Source organism: Brucella sp. RRSP16 (assembly GCF_052246815.1).
In the GTDB taxonomy this organism is placed as follows: domain Bacteria; phylum Pseudomonadota; class Alphaproteobacteria; order Rhizobiales; family Rhizobiaceae; genus Brucella; species Brucella intermedia.
On record NZ_JBQQAM010000004.1, the window covers coordinates 55,650 to 78,730 of the forward strand.

Here is a 23,081-nt window from a genome sequence, read left to right on the forward strand (position 1 = left end):
AATCGAAGCAAATGTCCGGGCCGCATGGACGGTGCCGGACGCTAGTGGAGGAAACCGGCCAAAAGGCCATTGTTTAATGACCCCATACGGGAGGATACTGATGAAGAAACTCGTTACCGGCATGATCGCCGCCAGCATGCTGCTGGCAGGAAGCATGGCTGCATACGCTGCCAATGTGTCGATCAAGGTTGCCTATGAAAACAACCCCGGCGAGCCTTTCGATGAGGTAATGCATTACTGGAAAGACGATCTTGCCAAGCGCAGCAACGGCGAGATCACGCTCGAACTTTATCCAAGCTCGCAGCTTGGCTCCAAGAAGGACGTGACCGAGCAGGCCATGATGGGCCTCAATGTCGTGACCATTTCCGACGTGGGCTTTCTTGCCGAGTATGATCCTGATCTCGGCGTGCTCTATGGTCCGTTCCTGACCGACGATCCGGCGCAGCTTTTCAAGGTCTATGACGGGCCATGGTTCAAGGAAAAGAGCGAAGAGCTGAAGAAGAAGGGCATTCATATCGTAATGCCGAACTATCTCTATGGCATTCGCCAGATCATTTCCAAGAAGCCGATCCGCACGCCTGAAGACCTGAAGGGCATGAAGATCCGCGTGCCGAACAATGTCATGCAGATCAAGACCTTCGAGGCAATGGGCGCTACGCCGACCCCGATGCCGCTCGGAGAAACCTTCCCGGCGCTCGCGCAGGGCGTGATCGATGGTGTGGAGAACCCGATTTCTGTTCTGTACGGCCAGAAATTCCAGGAAGAAGCCAAATATCTGAGCAAGGTCGGCTATCTGACCAACGTGGCGCTCATCGTGGGCGGCGAAGCCTTCTTTTCCACGCTGCCGGAAGATCAGCTCAAGATGATCCATGAATCCGCTTATGATGCGGGTCTCTACAGCCAGAAGCTGACGATCGAAAAAGACAATGAAATGATCGAAAAGATGAAGGAAGCCGGAGTCGAAGTCATCGATGTCGACCGCGCTCCCTTCAAGGCTCTTGCAGAGAAGGTCTACACCCAGTTCCCGGAATGGTCGCCTGGTCTTTATGACAAGATCAAAGCCGAACTGAACTGATCCATCCTTTTCGGATATCGCCATGTCGCGGCTTTGCCGCGGCATGGTCTGCTCATGGAATTCAATCCGATGAAATTGTTTGAAAAACTGATCGAATGGCTGGCTGCCGTGCCGCTGTTCATCCTGCTGGCGATGTTCAACATCGCCGTTGTCATGCGTTACTGGATGCACCAGCCATTGCAATGGACCGAGGAAATGGCTGGCCTGCTGATGATCTGGATCGTGATGCTCGGTAGCGTTGCCGCGGAACGCAGCAACCAGCATCTTGCCATTCCGATGCTTGTTGAGCTGTTTTCGGAAAAGCTGCGCGAGATCATCAACGCTGTCGTTGCCATCCTGTCGGGGCTGTTTCTGCTCTACGTGTCCTATGCCGGCTACAAGCTGTCGGTGGCGGCACAGCTTAAAGTGACCGACGTGCTGCGCGTTTCCTACTACTGGATCGATATCGCCGTGCCGGTCGGCTTCGGTATTATCGCCCTTTATATGTTTGCAGGCGCATTCAAATCCTTGCGCGCCGCTTTTGCGGGAGGCAAGGCATGAATATTACGACTATCGTTCTCATCATGCTGGCGCTGATCGCGCTCAATATGCGCCTCTACGTGGCCATCCTGATTGCGGTCTTCACCTATTTTACGTTCTTCAACCAGATGCCGATAGCGATTGCAGTCCAGCGCTTCATCAGCCCGGCTCAAAACACATCGCTGCTCGCCATTCCGTTCTTCATCATGCTTGGCACGGTGATGGCGCATACCGGTATTGCAGAACGTCTGATTAAGGTCGCGGAAATTCTGGTCGGTCGCATGCGCGGTGGCATGGCGCTCACCAACATCATGGTTTCAACCCTGATGGGCGGCGTCAGCGCGTCCAATCTGGCCGACAGTGCCATGCTTACCCGCATGATGGTGCCGGAAATGGTCAAGCGTGGCTATGACAAGGCATTTTCCTGCGCGGTAACGGCTGCCGGTTCGCTGATTACGCCGATCATTCCTCCGGGCATCGCGCTCATCATCTATGGTCTGATTGCGGATGTTTCCATCGGCAAGATGTTCATGGCTGGTGTCGTGCCGGGCATCCTGGGTGCCATCATCCTGATGATCGCGGCCTATATCACGTCGGTAAAGCGCGGCTACAAGCCGAGCCGTGAAAAGCGGATGAGCGGCGCCGAAGTCGTCTCGACGCTTGCCTCGGCATGGCCTGCTGTCCTGTTGCTGTTTGCGATCATCGGCGGTATCCGCATGAACATCTTCACGCCGACGGAAGCCGGTGCTGTTGCCGTGACGCTGGTTCTGATCATCGGTTTTGTGATCTATCGCGAAATGCGCATCTCGCATGTGGTGGATTCGCTGATAGAAACGGCGAAATCGACCGCCTCCGTCATGCTCGTCATCATGGCGTCGTCAGCGCTCGCATGGGTGTTTTCGCTCGAACAGGCCGGCCAGTCGCTGATGCAGCTGATCTCGTCCTTCACCAGCAACCCTTATGCGTTCCTGCTGGCAGTCAACGTGATCCTGCTGATCCTCGGAGCGCTGATCGAGGGTACCGCCCTGATGATCGTTCTGGTTCCGCTCCTGATGCCAACGGTAAAGGCTCTGGGCATCGATCCGGTACATTTCGGCATCGTCGTCATCGTCAATCTTTCGATTGGCACGCTGACGCCGCCGGTCGGTACTGTCATGCTGATGGTCTGCAACATCGCCAAGGTAAGGGTCGGAGATTTCACCCGCCAGGCGTTCAGCATGTATATGGCGCTGTTCATCCTGCTGGCGCTCGTCACTTACGTGCCGATTATCTCGACCTATCTGGCTCATTAGACTGCGTTTCGAACTGATTTTGATCAGATCGACGTTCTGATCAAAAAAGCGCGGGTAACGCCCGCGCTTTTTCGTTTGTTCACCACGGATTTTCAACACGCGGCCAGATAGCACGGGTGAGCTTACGATAATTGGTCGTGCGCGGATTGCTCGGATAGGAGCTGGGTGCCGCGACATAGATGATCTCGGCTGCGATCGGCACAAAACCCGCGTGGAAATGATTGGTGGACTTGACCACCAATATGTCCTTCTTCATCGGGTCGATGCCGATATTGGAAAAGATATCCGGCTCGAATGTCTGCGTCCGGTTGGTGTTGAGAATGATGTCGATCTCGGTGCCTTCAATCCGCACCACTGCCGAAGGTCCAAGCGTCACGCGGCTTGGCCCAAAACTCTGCCAGCCTTCGGCGAGGGTTTTCAGGACAGTAACGCGGGCATCGATGGGTTCACCGCCAAGCGGACCGGATTTGCCGCCGAAACGCAGATTGATTAACGCACCTTCGCCCGCCGCATGGCAGAATGTCACGGCAATGGGGTCCCAGATCGTGGCAACGCCGACATTATCGATACGCCGTTCGATCAGGCGGCGAAGAACATAGGTTCCGTCGCCGGCGACACCGCCGCCGGGATTGTCCCATACATCGGCGATCACCGCAGGTTTGGCAGGATTGGCTGCATGGGCGGCCAGCGCCCGGTCGATGCCCTGATCGGTGTCGAACATGGTCATCAGGGTCTGCTCGCGCAAGGCGATAAGTTCACGCCCGAGTTTTTCCGCAAGGGATTTGCCCTTCGCCGGGTCATTGTCGGTGACGACAAGAATGTGGGTTCCCATTTCCGGCACATCGGCAGCCATGAAGCCATGAATGACGGAAATGGACAGGACGCCCTCCTTGCCCTGCATCGCCTTTATGCGGTCGACGAAGGAGCGCATCGGCTCCTTGCTTGTCGGATAGACGCCGATCATTCGGCAGTCGAAGGTGGAAATGACCGGGCTGATCCGGCCTTTCAGCGCATCCAGCGCGAGATCGACCACATGCTCGCCGCGTTCGTAGAAATCCGTGTGAGGAAATTCGAGGAAGGATGCGAAAATATTAAGGTTTTCGACCCGCTTCGGGGTGAGGTGGCTGTGCGGATCGAACTCGCTGGCGACCAGAATATCGGGCCCGACGATGGCGCGCACGCGTTCCAGAAGATCGCCCTCGCAATCGTCATAGCCTTGCGCGACCATGGCGCCATGCAGACCGAGAACAACTGCATCGACAGGCAGAGCGGCCTTCAACTGATCCAGAATTTCATTACGCAGTTCCTCGAAAGCTTGCCGTTGGAGCAGGCCGCCCGGTTCCGCCCATGTGGCGGTGCCTTCGATGACCGTCAATCCTTCCGCCGCTGCGCGCTTGCGCAATGCCACGATGGGCGAAGAGCATAATGTCGGCGTATCTGGATGCTTGCCGGGTGCTGCGTAGAATGCCATCTCGAACGAGGCCCTGTCGGTCGGAACCGGCGAGAATGTATTGGTTTCTGTCGCAAGCGATGCGGTGAAAATGCGCATGAAAATTTCTCTGGGCGAGGGGCGGTTTATTTCTGCGGTGCGTAGGCAATGGCCTCGACTTCGATCTTGATGTCGATCATCAGCCTGGACTCGACCGTGGTTCGTGCAGGAGGCTCTTTTGGAAAATAGGTGGCATAGACGGCGTTCATACGCCCGAAATCCCGCGCGTCTTCCAGCCAGATAGTAGTTTTGACCACGTCTTCCATGGTCGCTCCTGCAAGCGCAAGCGCGGCCTTGACGTTTTCGAGCACCTGTTTCGTCTGTGCTTCTATGCCGCCGTCGACGATCTGGCCGTTCGGTCCCACTGGCACCTGACCCGAGATATAGACTGTGTCGCCTGCTCGGACGGCGGGGGAAAGAGGCACATGCGATGCGCCGAAGACCTGTTTTCTGGACATGATTTTCTCCGGTTATTTGACTGCCCCAAGCGCCAGTCCCTTGATGAGATAGCGCTGGAGCCAGATGAAGAGGATTGCGACCGGCAGCGTGGCAAGAAAGGTTGCCGCCATGACGTAATGCCATTCGACGGTGTAGCGTCCCGCCACCAGCGAGAAGACCTGAATGGGCAAGGTGTAGCTTTCCTGCCTGCGCAGCATGGTCAATGCGACGACGAATTCGTTCCATGCATTGATGAAAGTGAAGATAGCCGTCACTGCAATGGCAGGCAGGCAGAGCGGCAGGAACACTTTTATCAATGTCTTGCCGCGTCCGGCGCCTTCCATCCAGGAGGCTTCTTCCAGATCGCGCGGTATGGTGTCGAAATAGCTCTGCAGCATCCACACGGTGAAGGCGATATTGAAGGCCATATAGACCGCGCCGACCGCCGAAACGCTTTCGATCAGCCCATAAGCGGCGAGCAGCCGAAAAAGGCCAAGCACCAGAACGATGGGGGAGATCATCTGCGAGACGAGCAGGAATTGGCGGAACAAGCCGTGACCCGCAAAGCGAAAGCGCGACATCGCATAGGCTGCAGGAATGGAAATGATGATCGCGCCCACGGAAGCAATGACTGATACGTAAAGCGAGTTCAGAAGCGCTTGCCCGAATTTGGTCTGGACCCACATTTCCGAAAAGTTCTGCCAGCGAAAGCTGCTTGGCCACCACGTTGGAGAAAGAACTTCCTGCGGCGGTTTGACGGCGGTGAGAAACATTACCGCAAAGGGAAACAGCGTCAGCACGATAAGCGGCGACAGAACGGCCCAGGCAACGATCGTGCGTTTCAATTTTGAGCCGGTCATGCACGTTCTCCCCGCATTGCAAGGCGGATATAGATCGCGGTGAAGACGAGCAGTATCGCCAGCATGATGAGCGATACGGCGGAGGCCTCTCCCAGCTTTCCAAGCCTGAAGGCGAGCTTGTAGAGATGCGTCACCAGAATATCGGTGGAGTTTGCCGGACCGCCCTGTGTCATGACCCAGATGATCGGAAAGGAATTGAAAACGTAGATCGTATTCAGCACGATGGCGATGTTCACGAAGGGCTTGAGCAGCGGAAAGGTGATCTCGCGAAACTGCTGCCACAGGCTGGCGCCTTCGAGGGACGATGCTTCGTAAAGATCGTCTGGGATGGAGGACAGCCCGCCGAGAAAGATCGTGGTGGTGAACGGCACGGTGACCAGAATGCCGACCAGTATCTGCATGGGAAAGGCTGTCGCGGCGCTCGCCAGCCATTGAATGTTGCTGTCGATGAGACCGAGATTGCGCAATGCGGAATTGAGCATTCCGCTTTCGCCATTCAGCGCCCAACGCCAGACAATGGCCGTCATGGTGAGAGAAACGGCCCAGGGCAGCATGACGATGACGCGGGCGACCGACCGCCCATAGAAATCCATGTTCAGGATGACGGCGACCGGAATGGAAACGATGAGCGCCCCGCCCACCACGGCGACGGTCCAGACGGCAGTGCGCCAGACCGCATTGAGAAAGTCGGGCGTTGCGAAAAGCGCCGTGAAGTTTGCGCCGTTGTTGAAATCGCGTAGCTGCCCGAAGCGGTTGACGTCGTGGCTGGCAATTTCAACGAGATGCACCACGGGCCAGAAGATCACCACCGCAGCCAAAAGCAGGCTCGGCAGGATCAGGAGATAGGGCAGGGTGCGGCTTTGCATCGGCAATCTGGATCCCGGGAAGAAAAAGCGCCCGGCGGAGCATAGGCTCTGCCGGGCAGGCGGGGAGTGTTATTTCTTCAGGATCGCATCCGCCTTGGCGGCGGCGTCCTTCAGCACGGCATCGGGTTCGCCCTTGCCGAGATAGATGCTCTGCATGGCGTTGGAGGTGATGTCGGCAATTTCTTCCCAGCCCGGAATGACCGGCGCAAAGCGGGCATCAGGAAGAAGCGCGGTAAAGGCGGCGAGATCGGCATTATTCACATAATAATCCATCTTCGCCTCTTCCTTGTTGACCGGAAGGAAGCCTTCGCCCTGTGTGAACTTGGCGCGCCACTCTGTCTGGAACAGGAAGTCGAGCACTTTCCAGGCTTCCTCCTTGTTCTTGGAGTTCTGGAACATGATGACGGAATCGGTCACGCCATAGGTGCCGCGCGCGCCTGTCGGTCCGGCTGGAATGGCTGCGACGCCGTATTTGAGATTGGGCGCTTCTTCCTTGATCTGGTTGGAAAGGAAAGGCGCGGTTATCATCATGCCGACCTTGCCCTGCTTGAAGAGGTTCTGCACGTCTTCTCGTGCATAGGACGTGACGCCGGGCTGGGTCAGGCCGTCATCAATCAGTGACTTGTAAAGCTTGGCAGCCTCCAGTGCCCCCCGCGTGCTCAGGCCCGACGTCCCGTCCTTGTTGAGGATTTCGGTGCCGTAGGACCACATGGCATAATAGTAATAGACGTCGGTCTCGATTTCCTTGCCCTGCAGGCCGAAACCGTAATTCTCTCCGCCGAGCGCCTTGATCTTGGTAGCGGCGGCTTTCAGTTCGTCCCAGGTTGCAGGCGGGTTTTCGACGCCTGCCTTGGCAAGAAGATCCTTGTTGTAATACATGGCGCGAGCCGAGGCCGCGATCGGCAGGCCGTAGGTCTTGCCCTCCAGGATGGACGGCGACAGGAAAGTCTCGATGAACCGGCCCTTGAACTCGTCGTTCATGTAACCGTCGAGCGGTTCGGCGATGCCCTGCTGCACGAAATCGATCAGCCAGCGTGTGCCGATGATCGAAAGATCCGCGTTGGTGCCTGCTGAAATGTCGGTGGTCAGCTTCTGCAGGAGCACATCCCACGGAACAACTTCGAAATTAAGCGTGATGCCGGGATTGGCAGCTTCGAACGCTTTCTTCACTTCCTCGAAATACGGGCCTGTCTTGGAGCTGTACTCCGCGACCGTCATGCGTACTTCACCAGCATTTGCGACTGACGACAACGCCAGAATGCTCAATCCAGCCAGAAGGCCGGCCTTCCATTTGTTGATAGACATCTTCCCGTTCCCTTGTTTTGCCCCGCATTGGCGCGATGACCATCTATTTTTGTTATTTTCCTACATTATCGGCATTGATAGCAGTTTCAAGCGAAAAGTTTTGTTGCAAACTTACATTTTGACTTTTACGCTGACGGGAATAAACAGTTGCAGAAAGCTGCCGCATAAAGGGGAATAGCGTGGAGCAAGCAGGCGAATTTGCCGGGAAATCGGTGCTGGTTACCGGGGCAGGTGGCGGCGTGGGAAACGCGCTTGTCCATCTTTTTTCCGAACGCGGCGCCCGAGTTATCGGATGCGATACGTCACTGGAGGCAATGACTGGCGATGGCTTCCATGCGCGTCACGCCTTCAACCTGCTCGACCGTGACGGGCTGGAGCCCGCAGCAAAGCGGATCATAGCGGAATCCGGCCTGCCTGATATTGTGATCAACAATGCTGGCTGGACCCGTGCCGAGACTTTCGATGGGCTGGATCAGGGCAATATCGACGCCGAGATCGACCTCAATTTGACTGCGGTTGCCGGATTTTCCAATGTGATGGCGCAGGCCATGGCTGCCCGCGGGCACGGTGTTTTTGTGTTTATTTCGTCGGTCAACGGACTTCTGCATTTCGGAAACCCGGCCTATGCGGCCGCCAAGGCCGGGATCAATGCCTTCGCGCGCGCTATCGCGGTGGAGTTCGGAAGAAAGGGCGTGCGCGCCAATGTGGTCTGTCCGGGGTCGATACGGACACCCGCATGGGATCATCGTATCGCGCAGGACGCGGGCGTTCTGGACCGCTTGCAGCGTTTTTATCCTCTGGGGCGTATCGTTGACACCCGTGAGGTCGCGGAAACGGTAGCCTTTCTGGCTTCCGACCGGGCATCGGGGATTACCGGCGCCATCCTCCCGGTCGATGCGGGGCTGACTGCGGGCTGCCGTCCTTTCATAGAAGATATTCTCGGAGGACACTGACCGATGAAAGAGGTTTCGCTGCGCGGCATTACCAAGACCTTCGGGCAATTGACCGTTCTCGATCGTGTCGATCTCGATATTCAAAGCGGGGAATTTCTCGTGCTCGTCGGTCCTTCGGGCTGCGGGAAATCCACGCTTCTGCGGATGGTGGCCGGGCTTGAACCGATTTCCGGCGGCGATCTCCTGATCGGTGGAGACCGGGCCAACGAGTTGCCGCCGCAAAAGCGCAATATCGCGATGGTGTTTCAGTCCTACGCGCTGTTTCCGCATATGACGGCGCGTGAAAATATTGGTTTTGGTCCGCGTATTCGTGGCGAGAAGTCGGAGGAAACCGCAGCGAAAGTGGACAAGGCAGCGTCCATTCTCAACCTCCATTCCTATCTTGATCGCTATCCACGCCAGCTTTCCGGCGGGCAACGCCAACGCGTCGCCATGGGGCGGGCCATCGTTCGCGAACCGTCGGTGTTCCTGTTCGATGAACCGCTTTCCAATCTCGATGCGCAGTTGCGCGTACAGATGCGCACCGAGATCAAGGCGCTGCATCAACGCCTGAAATCGACGGTGATCTACGTCACCCATGATCAGATCGAGGCTATGACGATGGCCGACCGGATCGTGGTTATGAATCAGGGAAAAATCCAGCAGATCGGTGCGCCGCTTGAGCTTTATGACCGCCCGGCCAACAAGTTCGTGGCGAGCTTTATCGGTTCGCCGTCCATGAGTTTCATTCCCGGAACCGTATCGGAAGGCATATTTCGCACTGAAGAGGGCGAAGAAATTGCCGTCTCGGCGGGATCGCCCGAAAACCGGCAGGCCGAAGCTGGCATTCGCCCGGAAAATTTTACAGTCGCGCCGGGTGGCACGGGGCTGACACTTACGGTGGAAGTCATCGAGCCGACGGGTCCGGAAACGCATATCTATGGCCGGATAGCGGGACAGCCCATAAGGGCTGTGTTTCGCGAGCGCTTGCATCTTGCGCCCGGTGAACAAGTGCCTGTAACTGCGAAGAGCGAACACATACATCTTTTCGACAAGGATAGCGGTCTCCCGCTTTGAACTCCCCATGAGCAAGGTTGCCGACATCATCACGCGGCTGCATGTCGTGGCGCAGGACGGATCGAAATCCGAACGGCGGCTGGCTGCGCTCGTGCTGGCAGATCCGGATTACGCTTCCAAGGCGGCAATTTCGGAAATCGCCGCCAGAGCTGGCGTCAGCGAACCTACCGTCACGCGCTTTTGCCGCGCGCTCGGCTGCGACGGTGTTCGTGATTTCAAATTCTATCTGGCACAGGCGCTGGCCATTGGCGGCCAGTATCTGACGGCTGAAATTCCCGCACGCGATGTGCGTGAAAGCCGCATTGCGACCGCTGTGACCGATGCGGCGGTCGCAGCCATCCAACGCGCCAGCGACGGACTGGACATGGCCGTACTGATGAAAGTGGCCGAACGGCTCGCCGCCGGGGGCCCTGTTCTTTGCCTAGGGTCCGGCGGCATCTCTTCCATGCTGGCAACGGAAATGCAGAACCGTTTGTTTCGGCTCGGTATTCCTGTCAGCGCACAGGTGGATGGGCAGTTGCAGCGCATGTATGCTGCCGTCACCACGCATGAGGCGACGGTAATCGCCTTTTCCGTTTCCGGCTTTGCGCGTTCGGTCGTGGAAGCCGTGCTGGTCGCGCGCCAATATGGAGCCCAGACAGTAGCGATCACGCCTGCAGGTTCCGACCTGGCCAAGGCGGCGGACGTGCTCATTCCCTATCAGGCCAATGAAGACGGCAATATCTACAAGCCGACCTCGTCGCGCTTCGCGCTGCTCGCAATTCTTGACATGATCGCCACGGCCACGGCGGAAGCGCGCGGGCCGAAGGTGCTGGAAAGCCTGCGTCGCATCAAGCATAGCCTCAATACGCTGACCATAGATGATCCGCGCCTGCCGCTGGGAGATTGATTCATGACCGGACCGAAAACCATTCACGACGTGGATACGCCTGCGATCCTCATCGACATTGACCGGGTGAAAGCGAATATTGCCCGGGTGCAGGCTCATGCCGATGCGATAGGGGTAAAACTGCGTCCGCATATCAAGACGCACAAACTGCCGTTCTTCGCCAAAATGCAGGTGGAAGCTGGCGCAGCGGGCATCACCTGCCAGAAACTCGGCGAGGCCGAGGTCATGGCCGACGCCGGGCTGACGGATATATTCCTGCCTTACAATATTCTGGGGCGGGAAAAGCTCGACCGCCTCCATGCACTGCATCAACGCGTTACACTGTCGGTAACGGTCGATAACTCAACTTCCCTCGCAGGATGCGGCGCGTTCGTCCGACTGAAAGACATCCGCTGAAAGTGCTTGTCGAATGCGACACGGGCATGGGGCGCTGTGGCGTGCAGACGCCAGCCGAAGCATTGGAACTGGCTCGCATCATCGACCAGAGCGCTGGACTGGGTTTCGGCGGTCTTATGACCTATCCCGCAGCGGGCAAGCCGGACCAGGCTGAACAATGGCTTTATTCGGCCCGCGAACTGCTGGATGCAAACGGTCTTTCCTGCGAAACGATTTCGAGCGGCGGCACGCCCGATATGTGGCGCAAGCCCAGTGACAGTGTTGTCACCGAATATCGTCCCGGCACTTATATCTATTTCGACCGGTATCAGGTCGAGAAGGGGGCTGCGACAGTGGATGACTGCGCATTTACGGTGCTTTCAACCATCGTCAGCCATCCGACAGCAGAACGCGCCATCATAGATGCCGGGTCCAAGGCGCTTTCCAGCGATACGTTGGGACTGAGCGACTTTGGCGAGGTGAGGGGACGTTCCGACGCCCGTGTTGTTGGCTTGAGCGAGGAGCACGGCAAGCTGACCGGCGATGTCGCTGACCTGAAGGTTGGCGAGCGCGTGCGGATCATTCCTGATCATGTCTGCGTCGTTTCCAATCTCTTTGACGAGGTTCATCTGGTTTCGGGCGAGGATGTCATCGATATCCTGCCGGTCGCCGCACGTGGAAAGTTGAGATAGTCAGGAGGGTAGCATGAGGTCTGCGGTCAACCCGTTTGCCGGTGACAGGGATCGCGAGCAGATTTGGGAAATGCTCGTGCGGCGCGATATCGAGGCTTTCGTATCGCAGGACTGGTCGCTGGTGGCCGATGATTTCGACGAGGTGCGCTTTCTCGGCATCCACGCGCATAATGATCGCAATCCCGACAAATGGGATGCAGGATTTCCGACGCTTGCAAGTTATCGTGATGAATGGCTGCGTCAGGCGGCGGAAAGTGCGGCGGTCGAATATGCCGAATCTCTGGCAGAAGGAATCTTCCGCGCGACCGATCTGAGTGTCATCGATATTACGGGCGACGTCGCTTTGGCGCGGAAAAAATTCGAAGGGACGATCGCAAGGAAGGACGGCTCCGTCGACCGCCTCAACTGGCAGACCCTCTATTTCTGCCGCCGCGACAAAGCACGCTGGAAGATCACAGGCTTTGTCGGATATATGGCGTATCGCTGAAATATCCGCCCAAGCGGAATGTCTATCGCGGCGCGGATTGCCCGATCTGCGCCGTTTTTATGTATAGACTAGATAGTTCCAGTTCGAAGTATAATCACACTATTTTTCTGCAATTATAGTCGTTTTTGTCCCGAATTATACTAATTCGGATGATGTCGCAGCTGATTGCATATTTGTCGCAGGCCGTTCCGGCAATTGACTGGAAGCGGACTACTATTGTCTTCAGGCTGGTCGATTGCCCTCTGTTTTGGACGGCATTGGCAATCCTCGAAATTCGTCGTGCGACCCTTCAAAACAATCATTCAAGGGGACGGTCGCTGGACGGTTCATTTAGACGAAATCGCGGCAGTGGGTGGACATGTCGGGAAATGACCTATATAGAATCAAGAAATCTATCGATAATCATTCCATGCGGACCGTTCGCGGATCGCAGATACGGTGCGAGGAATCTGCGTTGGAATGAAGTTCTATCATTGTTAAAAAGGAGATTAAGTCCGCCAGCACAGCGGGGTTAGACTTGATGCATGGTATTTTATACAAGGAAGAAAGTATGAAGTCGCCGGCTGAGACTAAAATAAGCTTGAAAGGCATTTTTAAAGTCTTCGGCGATGATCCGGAGCGTGCAATGCAGGAATTGCGCGCAGGTAAATCAAAAACCCAGATTCACAGCGAATTCGGCGCAACAATCGGCGTCGATAACGCGACCTTCGATATTTATGAAGGCGAAGTATTCGTTATTATGGGCCTTTCGGGCTCGGGCAAATCCACGCTTCTGCGTCTGCTCAATCGCCTGATCGAACCGACTGCGGGTTCCATCGAAGTCGATGGCCGCGATGTCGTCAAAATGACAAAGCGCGAGCTGATTGATCTTCGCCGCCGCGACATGAGCATGGTGTTTCAATCCTTCGCGCTTCTGCCCAATCGCACGGTCCTGAACAATGCCTCCTTCGGTCTTGAAGTAGCCGGGATGGGTGAGGCGGAACGTCACCAGAAAGCACTGAAGGCACTCGCAGCCGTCGGGCTGGAGCCCTATGCTCACAGCATGCCGGACCAGCTTTCCGGCGGCATGAAACAGCGCGTCGGACTGGCGCGGGCCCTTGCCAGCGAGCCGACCATTCTTCTGATGGACGAGGCGTTTTCCGCACTTGACCCGCTGATCCGCACCGAAATGCAGGACGAATTGAAGCGCCTTCAGGCGGAGCACAGCCGGACGATCATTTTCGTCAGCCACGATCTGGATGAAGCCATGCGCATCGGCGACCGTATCTGCATCATGCAGCACGGCAAGGTGGTGCAGGTTGGAACGCCCAATGAAATCGTGTCTGCACCGGCTAACGATTACGTCCGTTCGTTCTTCCGCAATGTCGATGTATCCCGCGTTTTCAAGGCCGCTGATGTGGCGCGCGAGGACGAACTGATCGTCTTCGAACCTGAGCAGCTGGCGACAGCGCTTGAAAGGTTCGATGCCAGCGGGAAGACATTCGGCGTGCTGATCGACGCCGACCGCACCTATCGCGGTATGGTCAGCCGTGACGCGCTGGCGAAGGGTGTTGCAGCGCAAGGTGGGGAGAGGCTGGAAGGCGTCTCTGCCATCGAAGCCGAAGCGCCGCTTTCCGGGTTGTTGACGCAGGTGGCCGAAAGCCCATGGCCGGTCCCCGTTACGGATCGCCAGAACCGCTATGTCGGTGCCATCAGTAAATCGGCATTGCTCGAAACGCTTGGCCGCGCGGGTTGATACCTGCACGCCAACGGACTTTTGCCTGACAGGGGCAGAATGGGTCCAATCCAGAAGAAATACGGAAATGGACGGTAAAATATGGATTTGAATTTCAGTGTCGGCGAATGGGCGGATGTTGTGGTCAACTACATACTTGACCACTTTACGCCCGCGCTCGATATGATCGCAGCCACTATCGGTTTTGTTACCGATAGTATCCAGAATGCTTTGCTTGCTGTGCCGCCTGTCGGCGGGGTTGCAGTGCTAGCACTGCTATCGCTGTGGCGCGTGGGGTGGAAATTTGCGATTTTCACCGCTCTTGCGCTGGGGCTCATCATCCACATGGATTTGTGGACCGGCACGATGGAAAGCCTTTCTCTGGTGCTGGCCTCGACAGTTATTGCTGTCGTAATCGGCATCCCGCTTGGTATCGCGATGGCGCGCAGCGACACGATTGCTTCGATCGTCCGCCCGGTTCTTGACCTCATGCAGACGATGCCTGCTTTCGTCTATCTCATTCCGGCTGCCATGTTTTTCGGTCTTGGTGCCGTGCCCGGAACGATTGCGACGGTGATTTTTGCCATGCCGCCGGTCGTGCGTCTGACCAATCTCGGTATTCGGCAGGTGCATTCGGAGTTTGTCGAAGCGGGGCTGGCCTTCGGCTGCACGTCGCGGCAACTCCTGTTCAAGGTGCAGCTTCCGAACGCCATGCCCTCGATCATGGCCGGCATCAACCAGACGATCATGCTGTCGCTTTCAATGGTGGTTATCGCATCGATGATCGGCGCAGGCGGTCTCGGCAATACTGTTCTGACCGGTATTCAGCGCCTCAATGTGGGGCTCGGCTTCGAAGGCGGTCTGGCAGTGGTCATCCTGGCAGTCATTCTCGACCGCATTACCCAGAGCTTCGGCAAGGGTGGCACCGGGTTTTTCAAACGGCTTGCATCTTTAAGGAAGGCGGCGGACACCCAGTCCGCCTCATCCTTTCGCAAGCAGGAAGCATGACGCAAGCAATAATAACCAAGAATAACAACGGGAACTGATACCAATCGAAAAGGAGAAGCTATGTTAGGCAAACTAACCAAATTCGGTCTGGCGGCAGTTGTGGCGGGAACGATGACCATGGGCGCAGCGTTTGCGCAGGACAGCAAGCCGGTTAAAATCGGCTGGGCGCCATGGTCGGATGCTGAATTCGTCACAAAACTTGCCAAGAAGCTGATCGAAGACAATCTCGGCCAGAAGGTCGAACTGGTTCAGACAGACGTGGCCCCACTCTATCAGGGCGTGAGCCGTGGCGATATCGATGCCATGATGATGGCATGGCTGCCGGAAACCCACGCCGATTACTACAAGCGCATTGAAGGCAAGGTCGAAAATCTCGGGCCGCTCTATGAAGGTGCCAAGCTTGGCTGGATCGTTCCGGCTTACATTCCCGAAAGCGAGATCAGTTCCATCGAGGACCTGAAGAAGCCGGAAGTTCGCGAAAAGCTGAAGGGCGAAATTCAGGGCATCGATCCGGGCGCCGGCCTTACGCGCCTGTCGCAGGAGGCGATCAAGAAATATGGGCTGGACTACAAGCTCAATATTTCCAGTGAAGCGGCCATGCTGACCACAGTCGACCGCGCCACACGTTCCGACGGCTGGTTCGTGGCAACGTCGTGGAGCCCGCACTGGATGTTTGGCAAGTACAAGCTGCGTTACATTGCTGATCCCGAAGGTGCACTTGGTGGTGCGGAACATATCGACGCAATTGCGCGCAAGGGCTTCAAGGAAGAAAATCCGAAAGTTGCCTCGCTGCTCACCAAGATGAGTCTTCCGATCAGCGAGCTTGAGGCTGCAATGTTCGACGCGCAGGAAACATCCTATGAAAAGGCCGTCGACAAATATATCGCGGATCATCCGGACCGCATCAAGGAATGGCTGGCTGAATAATCAGCTCAGTAAGAAAGCCCCGGTTCTCCGGGGCTTTTTCATATCCTATCCTCTTCGAGCAATCAGAATACCCGATATCACGATGATACCGCCCAGAGCCTGCAACATGCCGATAGGTTCCGACAGGATAGTCCAGGCAAGAAACGCCGCGACGACCGGTTGTAGAAGCAAGGTGAGTGACGAGAACGACGCGGGAAGATAGGCAAGCGCATAGGCGATCATGCTCTGGCCTGCGGCGTGGGTCACCCATGCAAGGCCCGCGAGGATAAGCCATCCATAGAGCGTCGCAGGCAGTATCTGGCCTTCCATGAAATAGGCGATCGGCAATGAAAATACGGCGGCAATCGCGCTGCTCCATAGCATGATGCGCATGGTAGAAAAGCGGCTGCGCAAGCGACCCACCGAAAGGATGTAGCCAGCATAGAAGACTGCGGCCAGAAGCGCCATCGCATCGCCGGACGATCGCGATTGGAGAAGCTCGCCCGGCCCGCCCTTTAGCACGATGACGCCAATGACAGCGACGGCAAGGCCGATCATGAAGGATGTGCTCACGCGCGACTTGAAAAGCAGCCATGCGCCGAGTGTCACGAAAATCGGCGCCATATTGGCGAGCAACGTGGCATTTGCAACGGATGTCATGTGCAGCGACAAGTGCCACGCGCCGAGGTCGAAAGCGATGAACAGGCCGGGCAGGGCGAGGCGCAGGCAGTCGGTTGGTGTGAGCGGTGCCGCATCCTTTTCGTCGCGCCGTTCGCGACCATCCATGAACAGCAGCGGTAAAACTGCAAGTGCTAGACGCCAAAAGCCTGTTGCCAGCGGCCCCACCTCGGAAAGGCGCACAAATATCGGCGAACTGCCGATAGCGATGCCGCCAACGATGAGGGCTGTCATCGCGACGCGTTGTGCGTTGGAAGGTGCAGGGCTTGCGGCGGTAGTATGCGACATTTTCAAACTCGAATTTGCGCCGAAATCAACCTGCCCGCGCAATGCACGCGGCTAAAGAGTGGCCGTCGGCTGGGACTGAACTGGTCTTGGAGAAAATCAGCACATTTCTTCCAAGATCGGTGTTCTGAATATTGTCCTTCTCGCCGCGAAAGAATGTAACGAAGAAAAATTTCCTCGCGACGTTGATATGACGCAGGCTTGCTTATTCCTGTTTGAATGAGACGTCCAGCGGTGGCCGAAGCAAAATTCGGAAAATTCCGTCCCAATCCGCTTCGGCGTATTGCGGATTGCATGAAAAAGCGCCCCGGAGGGCGCTTTGCGATTATCCACGATAGTAGGGCGAAAAGCACTGTCTACGTGGCCCATTATAGGGCTGGAACGTATTGTCCCAGGAGCGATAGGACCGGAAGCGGTTATAGCACCAACGAACATGCGCGTTTGACATTCTTGGTGCCCGGTAGACGTGGCGCGGCTGGCTTAATGCGCCGCCAACAATGGCGCCTGCGCCAAAAGCCGCCAGCGGATACCACCACCCATCGCTATGGCGACGATAGCCGTGGCGATGATGCCGATAACCCCGGTGACCGTTCCAGTGGCCGGGTCGATTGTGCCGATGGCCCCGGAAATGGCGCGGCGGTCGGCGATGATCGCGCACTTGCTCCACATTGTCGTTGATGACAGGGCGCTCCAGATTCATGGGTGCCGCCATTGTCGGTACAACCGATGTCGCTCCGAAAATCACGGCGAAGGCCCCGACACAGGTCTGCTTGAATATATTCATGTGCAACCCTCCTTGTTAATATAACGAGGTTGAACGATTGAAACTATTCCTTTGTTCCCATTTTTCGTCCGGTTAAAAGTCGGGTCTGGATTCTTGCATGGCTGACTTTTGCAAAGGAAAGGGAGCAGGCTCCTCCCCAAGAACCTGCTCCCCAATGCATCGCCCCCCGCCGTAGGTGGTGCGATGCTTACCTTTATCCATTTTGTTTTTGCGCAGTATCCTGCGCAAATCGCTTCGCACTGTTGCAGGATGGATTTTATCCCGAACTTAGTGTTTCAAACCTTACCTTCGATAGCGGCGTTTAGCAACTTCAACGCGCGTTCCTTTGTCAATTCAATCGGATTGCCGCCGGCAGTAGGATCTACTATTGCCATCTCAGCGATCAGATCTTTGCGGGCATTGTCCATGCTGAGACCCTTGATGAATTCAGGCAGTGCATTGGGGACACCGAGGTCGCTGCGCAGTTTCATGATGGCCGTCAGAAACCCGTCGAACCCGCCCTCGATACCAAGATAATCGGCGAGCCTTTCGATGCGCGTTTCGATGGCCGACCGGTTCTGAATCAGAACATAAGGCATGAAAACCGCATTGGTCATGCCGTGATGTGTATCGTAGAGAGCGCCGATCGGATGGGAGAGGGAGTGGATTGCGCCCAGACCCTTCTGGAAGGCTGTCGCACCCATGGCCGCAGCCGCCATCATGTTGGCGCGGGCTTCGACATTCTTGCCGTCGGCGTAAGCCTTTGGAAGGTTTTCAAAAACGAGACGGATGCCCTCGACCGCGATACCATCTGCCATGGGGTGAAAGCCCGGTGCGCAATAGGCTTCAAGACAGTGCGCCAGCGCATCCATGCCTGTGCCCGCCGTAATGAAAGGCGGCATCCCCATTGAAAGTTCAGGATCGGCAATGACCGTGACCGGAAGCATCTTGGGGTGAAAGATGACTTTCTTGGTGTGGGTCGTTTCGTTGGTCAGAACGCCTGCACGGCCAACTTCCGATCCGGTGCCCGCAGTGGTTGGCACGGCGATGATTGGGGCAATGGCCTTGCTGTCCGCACGGGTCCACCAGTCGCCTATGTCTTCAAAATCCCAGACCGGCCGTGTCTGTCCTGCCTGAAAGGCAATCAGCTTGCCAAGGTCCAGCGCCGAACCGCCACCAAATGCGATGACGCCATCATGCTTGCCGCTCTTGAAAACCTCGACACCCGCGTAGAGATTGCTTTCGACCGGGTTGGGTTTCACATCGGAAAACACTCCGTATTTGACGCCAGCTTCGTCCAGAATAGCGAGTGTTGAGGCCACCACGGGAAGCTTTGCCATCCCAGGATCGGTCACAAAGAGCGGGTTCTCAATGCCAGCACCCTTGAGGACCGCAGGCAGTTCCTTGATGCGGCCAGGGCCGAAAAGCACGGTGGTGGGGAAATTCCATTTGGCAGTCAAAGTGGTCATGTCGATTGCTTTCCAGAACTCAAATCAGGTCAGATTTTCTCGCGCAGGTGGAAGGATTTCGGTCGCGTGAGATTGCCGTAGCCGATGGGCGACAGTGCGGCGCCCTTGCCGGTGTCTTTCACCCCGGTCCAGACAAGTGCAGGATCGAGATAATCGCAGCGGTTCATGAAAACCGTACCCGTTTCGATGCGATCGCCGAGGGCTGTTGCGTGGTCCGTATCGGCAGTCCAGAGCGAAGCCGTAAGGCCATAGATGCTGTCGTTCATGAGTGCTAGGGCTTCCTCATCGTTGCGCACTTTCATGATGCCGACGATGGGGCCGAAACTTTCCTCACGCATGACGCTCATCTGGTGGTCCACATTGGTAAGCACTTCCGGCGCGACGTAAGGGGAACCAGCGCGATCATTTTCGACGCTCATATCGATGTGGGCCTTTGCGCCCTTGCGCAAGGCTTCGGCTTTCTGCTCGCGGATGAGATCGGCGAAACGCGCCTGCGCCATCGGGCCAAGCGTCGTTGAACCGTCGAGAGGGTTGCCGACCACATATTGCTTCGTCAGGTCAATGAAACCGTCAACGAAGCGGTCATAGATGGCTTCATGAACATAGATGCGCTCAATTCCGCAGCAGCACTGGCCGGAATTGAAGAACGCGCCATCCACAAGGTTGGCGACGGCATGATCCAGATTGACGTCGGGGAGCACATAGGCCGGGTCCTTGCCGCCAAGCTCCAGCCCAAGCGTCATGAAGGTGCCTGCAGCAGCCCTCTCAATGGCCCGCCCGCCGCCGACCGACCCGGTGAAATTCACATGGTCGATTGCGCCGGATGCAAGCAGCTTTTCCGTTGACGCGTGATCAAGGACGACGTTCTGGAACACGCCCTTGGGCAGCCCGGCCTTCTCGAACGCTTTTGCAAAGCGTTCACCTGCCAGAAGCGTCTGCGTCGCATGTTTTAAGATCACCGTGTTTCCGGCCATCAGCGCGGGGATGATCGTGTTGACTGCGGTGAGGTAAGGATAATTCCATGGCGCGATTACCATCACGACGCCGAGCGGTACATGTTTGACATACCGACGAAAGCCGTCCTTCTGCGCTGGCACATAGGCCTTGAGGGACTCCTCGGCGATGTCGATCATATATTGGCCGCGTTCCTGAACGCCGCCATTTTCGCCGCCGTAGCGCGTTGGCCGTCCCATCTGCCATGCGATTTCAGGCACGATCTCGTCCTGCATTCCGGCGAGGGCATCAAGGGCTGACCGGCAATAACGTGCGCGTTCCGCTATGCTCAATTGAACCCATCCGGCCTGCGCGTCGCGGGCAGCGGCGACGGCCGAGGCGATTGCGGTCTCGTTCAAGAAAGGACGTTCGGCATATACAGAGCCGTCTATCGGGGAGATGATTTTGGCTGTGCCGCTCATCTGTAGTTTCCTTTGAAGTCTGGCATTATGTCGGGGTCAGTAGCGCTCGAAACCGCGGTGCAGCTCCCAGTCGGTCACGCGCCGGTCGTATTCGATCTGCTCCCAATGGGCGGTATGCACATAATGGTTGACCACGGCCTCACCGAGCGCCTCCTTGAGAAACGCGGAGTTCTTGAGAGCCTGAGCGGCTTCGCGAAGCGTATAGGGAATTTCCTTGAGTTTCACGGCACTATAGGCGTCGCCGACGAAAGGTTCTTCAAGTTCCAGCTGCTCGTCTATTCCTTTCAAACCTGCTGCGATAAGGGCTGCAAAGGCCAGATATGGATTGAGATCGGCACCGCCGATGCGACACTCGATGCGAATGCCCTTCGTGCCTTCGCCGCACAGGCGAAACCCTGCCGTACGATTATCCTGGCTCCACATGATCTTCGTTGGCGCAAAAGTGCCAGCCTGAAAACGCTTGTAGGAATTGATATAGGGCGCCAGGAAATAGGTGTAATCGGTGGCGTATTTGAGTTGCCCAGCTACCCATGAACGCATCAGCGGGGTCATGGTGTAAGGCGCTTTCGGATCGAAGAAGAGCGGCTCCTTGCCGTCGGCGCTCCAGATGGAGTTGTGCACGTGGCTCGAGCTTCCCGCCTTGCTGTAATCATACTTGGCCATGAAGGTGATGCATTTGCCCTGCGCCTCGGCGATTTCCTTCATCGCGTTTTTCATGATGACATGGCGATCCGCCATTTCGAGCGCTTCGGCGTAGCGCACATTCAGCTCTTCCTGCCCCGGGCCCCATTCACCCTTCGAGTTTTCGACCGGAATGCCCGCCGCCGCTAGTTGATTGCGCATTGCGCGAAGAACCGGTTCTTCCTTGGTGGTCAGGTGGATGACATAATCCTGCACATAAGGCGAAGCCGTTTCCATGTCCTGCCAGTGCTTGGCGCGGGCCGTCTTGTAGGTCTCATCGAACAGATAGAATTCGAGCTCGGATGCAAAATAGGCGCGATAGCCGCGCTCGTGCAGGCGGGCGAGTTGCTTCTTGAGGATGGCGCGCGGAGAATGCGCCAGATCCTGGTGGTCGTGATGATCGAGCACGTCGCAAAGCACGATGGCTGTCTTTTCCAGCCATGTGGCGACCCGCAAGGTCGAAAGGTCCGGCTTGATGACAAAATCGCCATAGCCCTTATCCCATCCGGCGGCCTCATAGCCCGGGACCGGCTCCATATCGATATCGTCTGCGAGAAGATAATTGCAGCCGTGGGTCTCGTCGTAACCGGACTCCACGAAGAACTGCCCGTAGAAGCGCTTGCCGATCAGGCGTCCCTGCATGTCCACAAAACACGCAAGAACCGTATCGATTTCATCTTCCGCGACTGCCTTTTTCAATGCATCGAATGTCAGTTGTCCGGCCATTTAGTTTGCTGTGCTCCCACGGAATGAAGTGAGAGGCGCCGCGCGAAAGCACGGCGCCCTTGTTCGTCAGGCATAACGGTACGGTGCGCCTGCATCGCGCATGGTCTTCTGGTATTTCTTGAGGATTTTGACCACTTTCGCGGTTCGTGCACTCTTGGCCGCAATCTCATCCCAGAACTGCATGGCTGCATCTTCCACCTGCTTCCATTCAGCTTCGGGAATGCTGGTCAGTTCCAGCTTCCCTCCTGTGGTGCGATAATGCGCTTCGCCCCACCAATACCAATGCTGGCGGTAGTAATGCGATGAATCCATGGCCAGCTTGAACAGCTGCTTGAGGTGATCCGGCACGGCATTCCATTTTTCCGTATTGGCAAAATAGGAGCCTGCCCAAGCGCCGCTGATATTGTTGGTGAGGTAGTATTTGTTAATGTCGGCCCAGCCGACCGTATATACTTCCGTCGCACCGGACCAGCACACACCGTCCAGTTCGCCGGTCTGGATGGCTACTTCAATATCCTCCCATGGCAAAGTCACCGGAACGACGCCGAATTTGGTCAGGAAACGTCCCCCGGTCGGGAAGGTAAAGACACGCAATCCTTGCAGATCCTGCAGACTGCGGATCGGCTTGGTTGTAGCAAAATTGCAGGGGTCCCAGGACCCGGCACTAAGCCACGTTACACCCGGAATTTCCTTATATGCTTCTTCCCAGATTTCGTTGAGCCCATACCAGTTGAACAAGGCGGGCACATCAAGGCTGTAGCGCGATGCGAAGGGGAAATAGGCCCCAAACACCGCAACGTCGACCGGCGACGCCATGGAGTCGTCGTCGCTTTGCGCGGCGTCGATCGTGCCGGACTGAACGGCACGGAACAACTCACCTTGCGGCACAAGCTGGTCGGCCGTGTAAAGTTCGATCACCATTTCGCCATTGGCAGCCTTGTTGAACGCGTCAATCGAGGGCTTGATGACGTGCTCGGCAAGGGCCGGGCCTGCATAGGTCTGCAACCTCCATTTGATCGGGCTCTGTGCCCTGACGTAAGGCGTTGCAAGTGTGCTTGCCCCCAAGGCACCTACAGACGTCAGCCCGGCCTTCTTGAGAAAATCGCGTTTGTTAAGCTTGCTATTCTCATTCATGCCCAT

General features: G+C 56.7%; 21 protein-coding genes and 1 pseudogene. 11 read left to right on the forward strand and 11 right to left on the reverse strand.

The window, feature by feature from the left end; translation table 11 throughout:
* Nucleotides 1–100 precede the first annotated feature (100 nt).
* From ACS5UA_RS07760 to ACS5UA_RS07770, 3 genes are all read left to right on the forward strand, one after another.
* Nucleotides 101–1,075 (forward strand): C4-dicarboxylate TRAP transporter substrate-binding protein, encoded by a 975-nt coding sequence (locus tag ACS5UA_RS07760; protein WP_006471979.1) that lies wholly within the window; start codon nt 101–103, stop codon nt 1,073–1,075.
* Nucleotides 1,076–1,144: 69 nt separating this feature from the next.
* A complete protein-coding gene (locus ACS5UA_RS07765; protein WP_241083937.1) occupies nt 1,145–1,615 on the forward strand; it encodes a TRAP transporter small permease in 471 nt (156 codons plus the stop codon).
* A complete protein-coding gene (locus ACS5UA_RS07770; RefSeq protein WP_443101249.1) occupies nt 1,612–2,886 on the forward strand; it encodes a TRAP transporter large permease in 1,275 nt (424 codons plus the stop codon). Before ACS5UA_RS07765 ends, ACS5UA_RS07770 begins: the two co-directional genes overlap by 4 nt.
* A 79-nt stretch (nt 2,887–2,965) precedes the next feature.
* Here ACS5UA_RS07770 and ACS5UA_RS07775 read toward each other — a convergent pair whose 3' ends face one another.
* The 5 genes from ACS5UA_RS07775 to ACS5UA_RS07795 form a co-directional block, all read right to left on the reverse strand.
* Nucleotides 2,966–4,435 carry a M81 family metallopeptidase gene (locus tag ACS5UA_RS07775; RefSeq protein WP_063621108.1) on the reverse strand — a complete coding sequence of 490 codons (1,470 nt, stop codon included), beginning with the start codon at nt 4,433–4,435 and terminating at the stop codon, nt 2,966–2,968.
* 26 nt (nt 4,436–4,461) lie between these two features.
* Nucleotides 4,462–4,833 (reverse strand): RidA family protein, encoded by a 372-nt coding sequence (locus ACS5UA_RS07780; RefSeq protein ID WP_025089990.1) that lies wholly within the window; start codon nt 4,831–4,833, stop codon nt 4,462–4,464.
* A gap of 12 nt (nt 4,834–4,845) precedes the next feature.
* Entirely contained in the window at nt 4,846–5,673 is an 828-nt protein-coding gene (locus tag ACS5UA_RS07785) for a carbohydrate ABC transporter permease (protein WP_075041848.1), read from the reverse strand.
* The gene (locus ACS5UA_RS07790) at nt 5,670–6,539 is read right to left on the reverse strand and encodes a carbohydrate ABC transporter permease (RefSeq protein WP_006471981.1); all 870 of its coding nucleotides are present in this window, start codon (nt 6,537–6,539) and stop codon (nt 5,670–5,672) included. The genes ACS5UA_RS07785 and ACS5UA_RS07790 overlap by 4 nt, the downstream gene beginning before the upstream one ends.
* Before the next feature lie 69 nt (nt 6,540–6,608).
* A complete protein-coding gene (locus tag ACS5UA_RS07795; RefSeq protein ID WP_063621104.1) occupies nt 6,609–7,844 on the reverse strand; it encodes an ABC transporter substrate-binding protein in 1,236 nt (411 codons plus the stop codon).
* A gap of 179 nt (nt 7,845–8,023) precedes the next feature.
* Here ACS5UA_RS07795 and ACS5UA_RS07800 point away from each other — a divergent pair, with 179 nt between their 5' ends.
* From ACS5UA_RS07800 to ACS5UA_RS07835, 8 genes and pseudogenes are all read left to right on the forward strand, one after another.
* On the forward strand, nt 8,024–8,797 hold the full coding sequence (locus ACS5UA_RS07800) for an SDR family NAD(P)-dependent oxidoreductase (protein WP_063621103.1): 774 nt from the start codon (nt 8,024–8,026) through the stop codon (nt 8,795–8,797).
* 3 nt (nt 8,798–8,800) lie between these two features.
* On the forward strand, nt 8,801–9,853 hold the full coding sequence (locus ACS5UA_RS07805) for an ABC transporter ATP-binding protein (RefSeq protein ID WP_006469152.1): 1,053 nt from the start codon (nt 8,801–8,803) through the stop codon (nt 9,851–9,853).
* A 7-nt stretch (nt 9,854–9,860) separates the two neighbouring features.
* Nucleotides 9,861–10,742 (forward strand): MurR/RpiR family transcriptional regulator, encoded by an 882-nt coding sequence (locus ACS5UA_RS07810; RefSeq protein ID WP_006469151.1) that lies wholly within the window; start codon nt 9,861–9,863, stop codon nt 10,740–10,742.
* A 3-nt stretch (nt 10,743–10,745) separates the two neighbouring features.
* Nucleotides 10,746–11,809: pseudogene (locus ACS5UA_RS07815) on the forward strand (D-TA family PLP-dependent enzyme).
* Nucleotides 11,810–11,822: 13 nt separating this feature from the next.
* Nucleotides 11,823–12,296, forward strand: coding sequence for a hypothetical protein (locus ACS5UA_RS07820; RefSeq protein ID WP_006469149.1), 474 nt, complete (start codon nt 11,823–11,825; stop codon nt 12,294–12,296).
* 550 nt (nt 12,297–12,846) lie between these two features.
* Complete coding sequence (gene proV / locus ACS5UA_RS07825) at nt 12,847–14,031, forward strand: glycine betaine/L-proline ABC transporter ATP-binding protein ProV (protein WP_006471982.1); 1,185 nt, start codon at nt 12,847–12,849, stop codon at nt 14,029–14,031.
* A gap of 81 nt (nt 14,032–14,112) precedes the next feature.
* A complete protein-coding gene (locus ACS5UA_RS07830) occupies nt 14,113–15,018 on the forward strand; it encodes an ABC transporter permease (protein WP_006469147.1) in 906 nt (301 codons plus the stop codon).
* Between the two features lie 60 nt (nt 15,019–15,078).
* Complete coding sequence (locus ACS5UA_RS07835; protein ID WP_006469146.1) at nt 15,079–15,945, forward strand: glycine betaine ABC transporter substrate-binding protein; 867 nt, start codon at nt 15,079–15,081, stop codon at nt 15,943–15,945.
* 45 nt (nt 15,946–15,990) lie between these two features.
* On the opposite strand, the gene ACS5UA_RS07840 is transcribed toward ACS5UA_RS07835, so the two are convergent.
* The 6 genes from ACS5UA_RS07840 to ACS5UA_RS07865 all read right to left on the reverse strand — a co-directional run bounded on the left by ACS5UA_RS07840 (nt 15,991) and on the right by ACS5UA_RS07865 (nt 23,075).
* Entirely contained in the window at nt 15,991–16,890 is a 900-nt protein-coding gene (locus ACS5UA_RS07840) for a DMT family transporter (protein WP_021587287.1), read from the reverse strand.
* 322 nt (nt 16,891–17,212) lie between these two features.
* Complete coding sequence (locus ACS5UA_RS07845) at nt 17,213–17,671, reverse strand: BA14K family protein (RefSeq protein WP_006471984.1); 459 nt, start codon at nt 17,669–17,671, stop codon at nt 17,213–17,215.
* 275 nt (nt 17,672–17,946) lie between these two features.
* On the reverse strand, nt 17,947–19,119 hold the full coding sequence (locus ACS5UA_RS07850; protein WP_006469143.1) for an iron-containing alcohol dehydrogenase: 1,173 nt from the start codon (nt 19,117–19,119) through the stop codon (nt 17,947–17,949).
* Nucleotides 19,120–19,148: 29 nt separating this feature from the next.
* Nucleotides 19,149–20,534: an aldehyde dehydrogenase family protein gene (locus tag ACS5UA_RS07855; RefSeq protein WP_006469142.1), complete on the reverse strand. Its 1,386-nt coding sequence runs from the start codon at nt 20,532–20,534 to the stop codon at nt 19,149–19,151.
* A gap of 36 nt (nt 20,535–20,570) precedes the next feature.
* Nucleotides 20,571–21,941 (reverse strand): glutamine synthetase family protein, encoded by a 1,371-nt coding sequence (locus ACS5UA_RS07860; protein WP_006469141.1) that lies wholly within the window; start codon nt 21,939–21,941, stop codon nt 20,571–20,573.
* A 66-nt stretch (nt 21,942–22,007) separates the two neighbouring features.
* On the reverse strand, nt 22,008–23,075 hold the full coding sequence (locus ACS5UA_RS07865) for a TRAP transporter substrate-binding protein (RefSeq protein WP_006471985.1): 1,068 nt from the start codon (nt 23,073–23,075) through the stop codon (nt 22,008–22,010).
* Nucleotides 23,076–23,081: the final 6 nt, after the last annotated feature.

Bases quoted from the DNA above. Each gene is read 5' to 3' on its own strand.
- ACS5UA_RS07835 (WP_006469146.1), top strand. From the start codon at position 15,079: ATGTTAGGCAAACTAACCAAATTCGGTCTGGCGGCAGTTGTGGCGGGA.
- ACS5UA_RS07830 (WP_006469147.1), top strand. From the start codon at position 14,113: ATGGATTTGAATTTCAGTGTCGGCGAATGGGCGGATGTTGTGGTCAAC.
- ACS5UA_RS07810 (WP_006469151.1), top strand. From the start codon at position 9,861: ATGAGCAAGGTTGCCGACATCATCACGCGGCTGCATGTCGTGGCGCAG.
- ACS5UA_RS07820 (WP_006469149.1), top strand. From the start codon at position 11,823: ATGAGGTCTGCGGTCAACCCGTTTGCCGGTGACAGGGATCGCGAGCAG.
- ACS5UA_RS07785 (WP_075041848.1), bottom strand. From the start codon at position 5,673: ATGACCGGCTCAAAATTGAAACGCACGATCGTTGCCTGGGCCGTTCTG.
- ACS5UA_RS07770 (WP_443101249.1), top strand. From the start codon at position 1,612: ATGAATATTACGACTATCGTTCTCATCATGCTGGCGCTGATCGCGCTC.
- ACS5UA_RS07855 (WP_006469142.1), bottom strand. From the start codon at position 20,534: ATGAGCGGCACAGCCAAAATCATCTCCCCGATAGACGGCTCTGTATAT.
- ACS5UA_RS07840 (WP_021587287.1), bottom strand. From the start codon at position 16,890: ATGTCGCATACTACCGCCGCAAGCCCTGCACCTTCCAACGCACAACGC.
- ACS5UA_RS07805 (WP_006469152.1), top strand. From the start codon at position 8,801: ATGAAAGAGGTTTCGCTGCGCGGCATTACCAAGACCTTCGGGCAATTG.
- ACS5UA_RS07780 (WP_025089990.1), bottom strand. From the start codon at position 4,833: ATGTCCAGAAAACAGGTCTTCGGCGCATCGCATGTGCCTCTTTCCCCC.
- ACS5UA_RS07775 (WP_063621108.1), bottom strand. From the start codon at position 4,435: ATGCGCATTTTCACCGCATCGCTTGCGACAGAAACCAATACATTCTCG.
- ACS5UA_RS07760 (WP_006471979.1), top strand. From the start codon at position 101: ATGAAGAAACTCGTTACCGGCATGATCGCCGCCAGCATGCTGCTGGCA.
- ACS5UA_RS07795 (WP_063621104.1), bottom strand. From the start codon at position 7,844: ATGTCTATCAACAAATGGAAGGCCGGCCTTCTGGCTGGATTGAGCATT.
- ACS5UA_RS07765 (WP_241083937.1), top strand. From the start codon at position 1,145: ATGAAATTGTTTGAAAAACTGATCGAATGGCTGGCTGCCGTGCCGCTG.
- ACS5UA_RS07845 (WP_006471984.1), bottom strand. From the start codon at position 17,671: ATGAATATATTCAAGCAGACCTGTGTCGGGGCCTTCGCCGTGATTTTC.
- ACS5UA_RS07790 (WP_006471981.1), bottom strand. From the start codon at position 6,539: ATGCAAAGCCGCACCCTGCCCTATCTCCTGATCCTGCCGAGCCTGCTT.
- ACS5UA_RS07860 (WP_006469141.1), bottom strand. From the start codon at position 21,941: ATGGCCGGACAACTGACATTCGATGCATTGAAAAAGGCAGTCGCGGAA.
- ACS5UA_RS07865 (WP_006471985.1), bottom strand. From the start codon at position 23,075: ATGAATGAGAATAGCAAGCTTAACAAACGCGATTTTCTCAAGAAGGCC.
- ACS5UA_RS07850 (WP_006469143.1), bottom strand. From the start codon at position 19,119: ATGACCACTTTGACTGCCAAATGGAATTTCCCCACCACCGTGCTTTTC.
- proV (WP_006471982.1), top strand. From the start codon at position 12,847: ATGAAGTCGCCGGCTGAGACTAAAATAAGCTTGAAAGGCATTTTTAAA.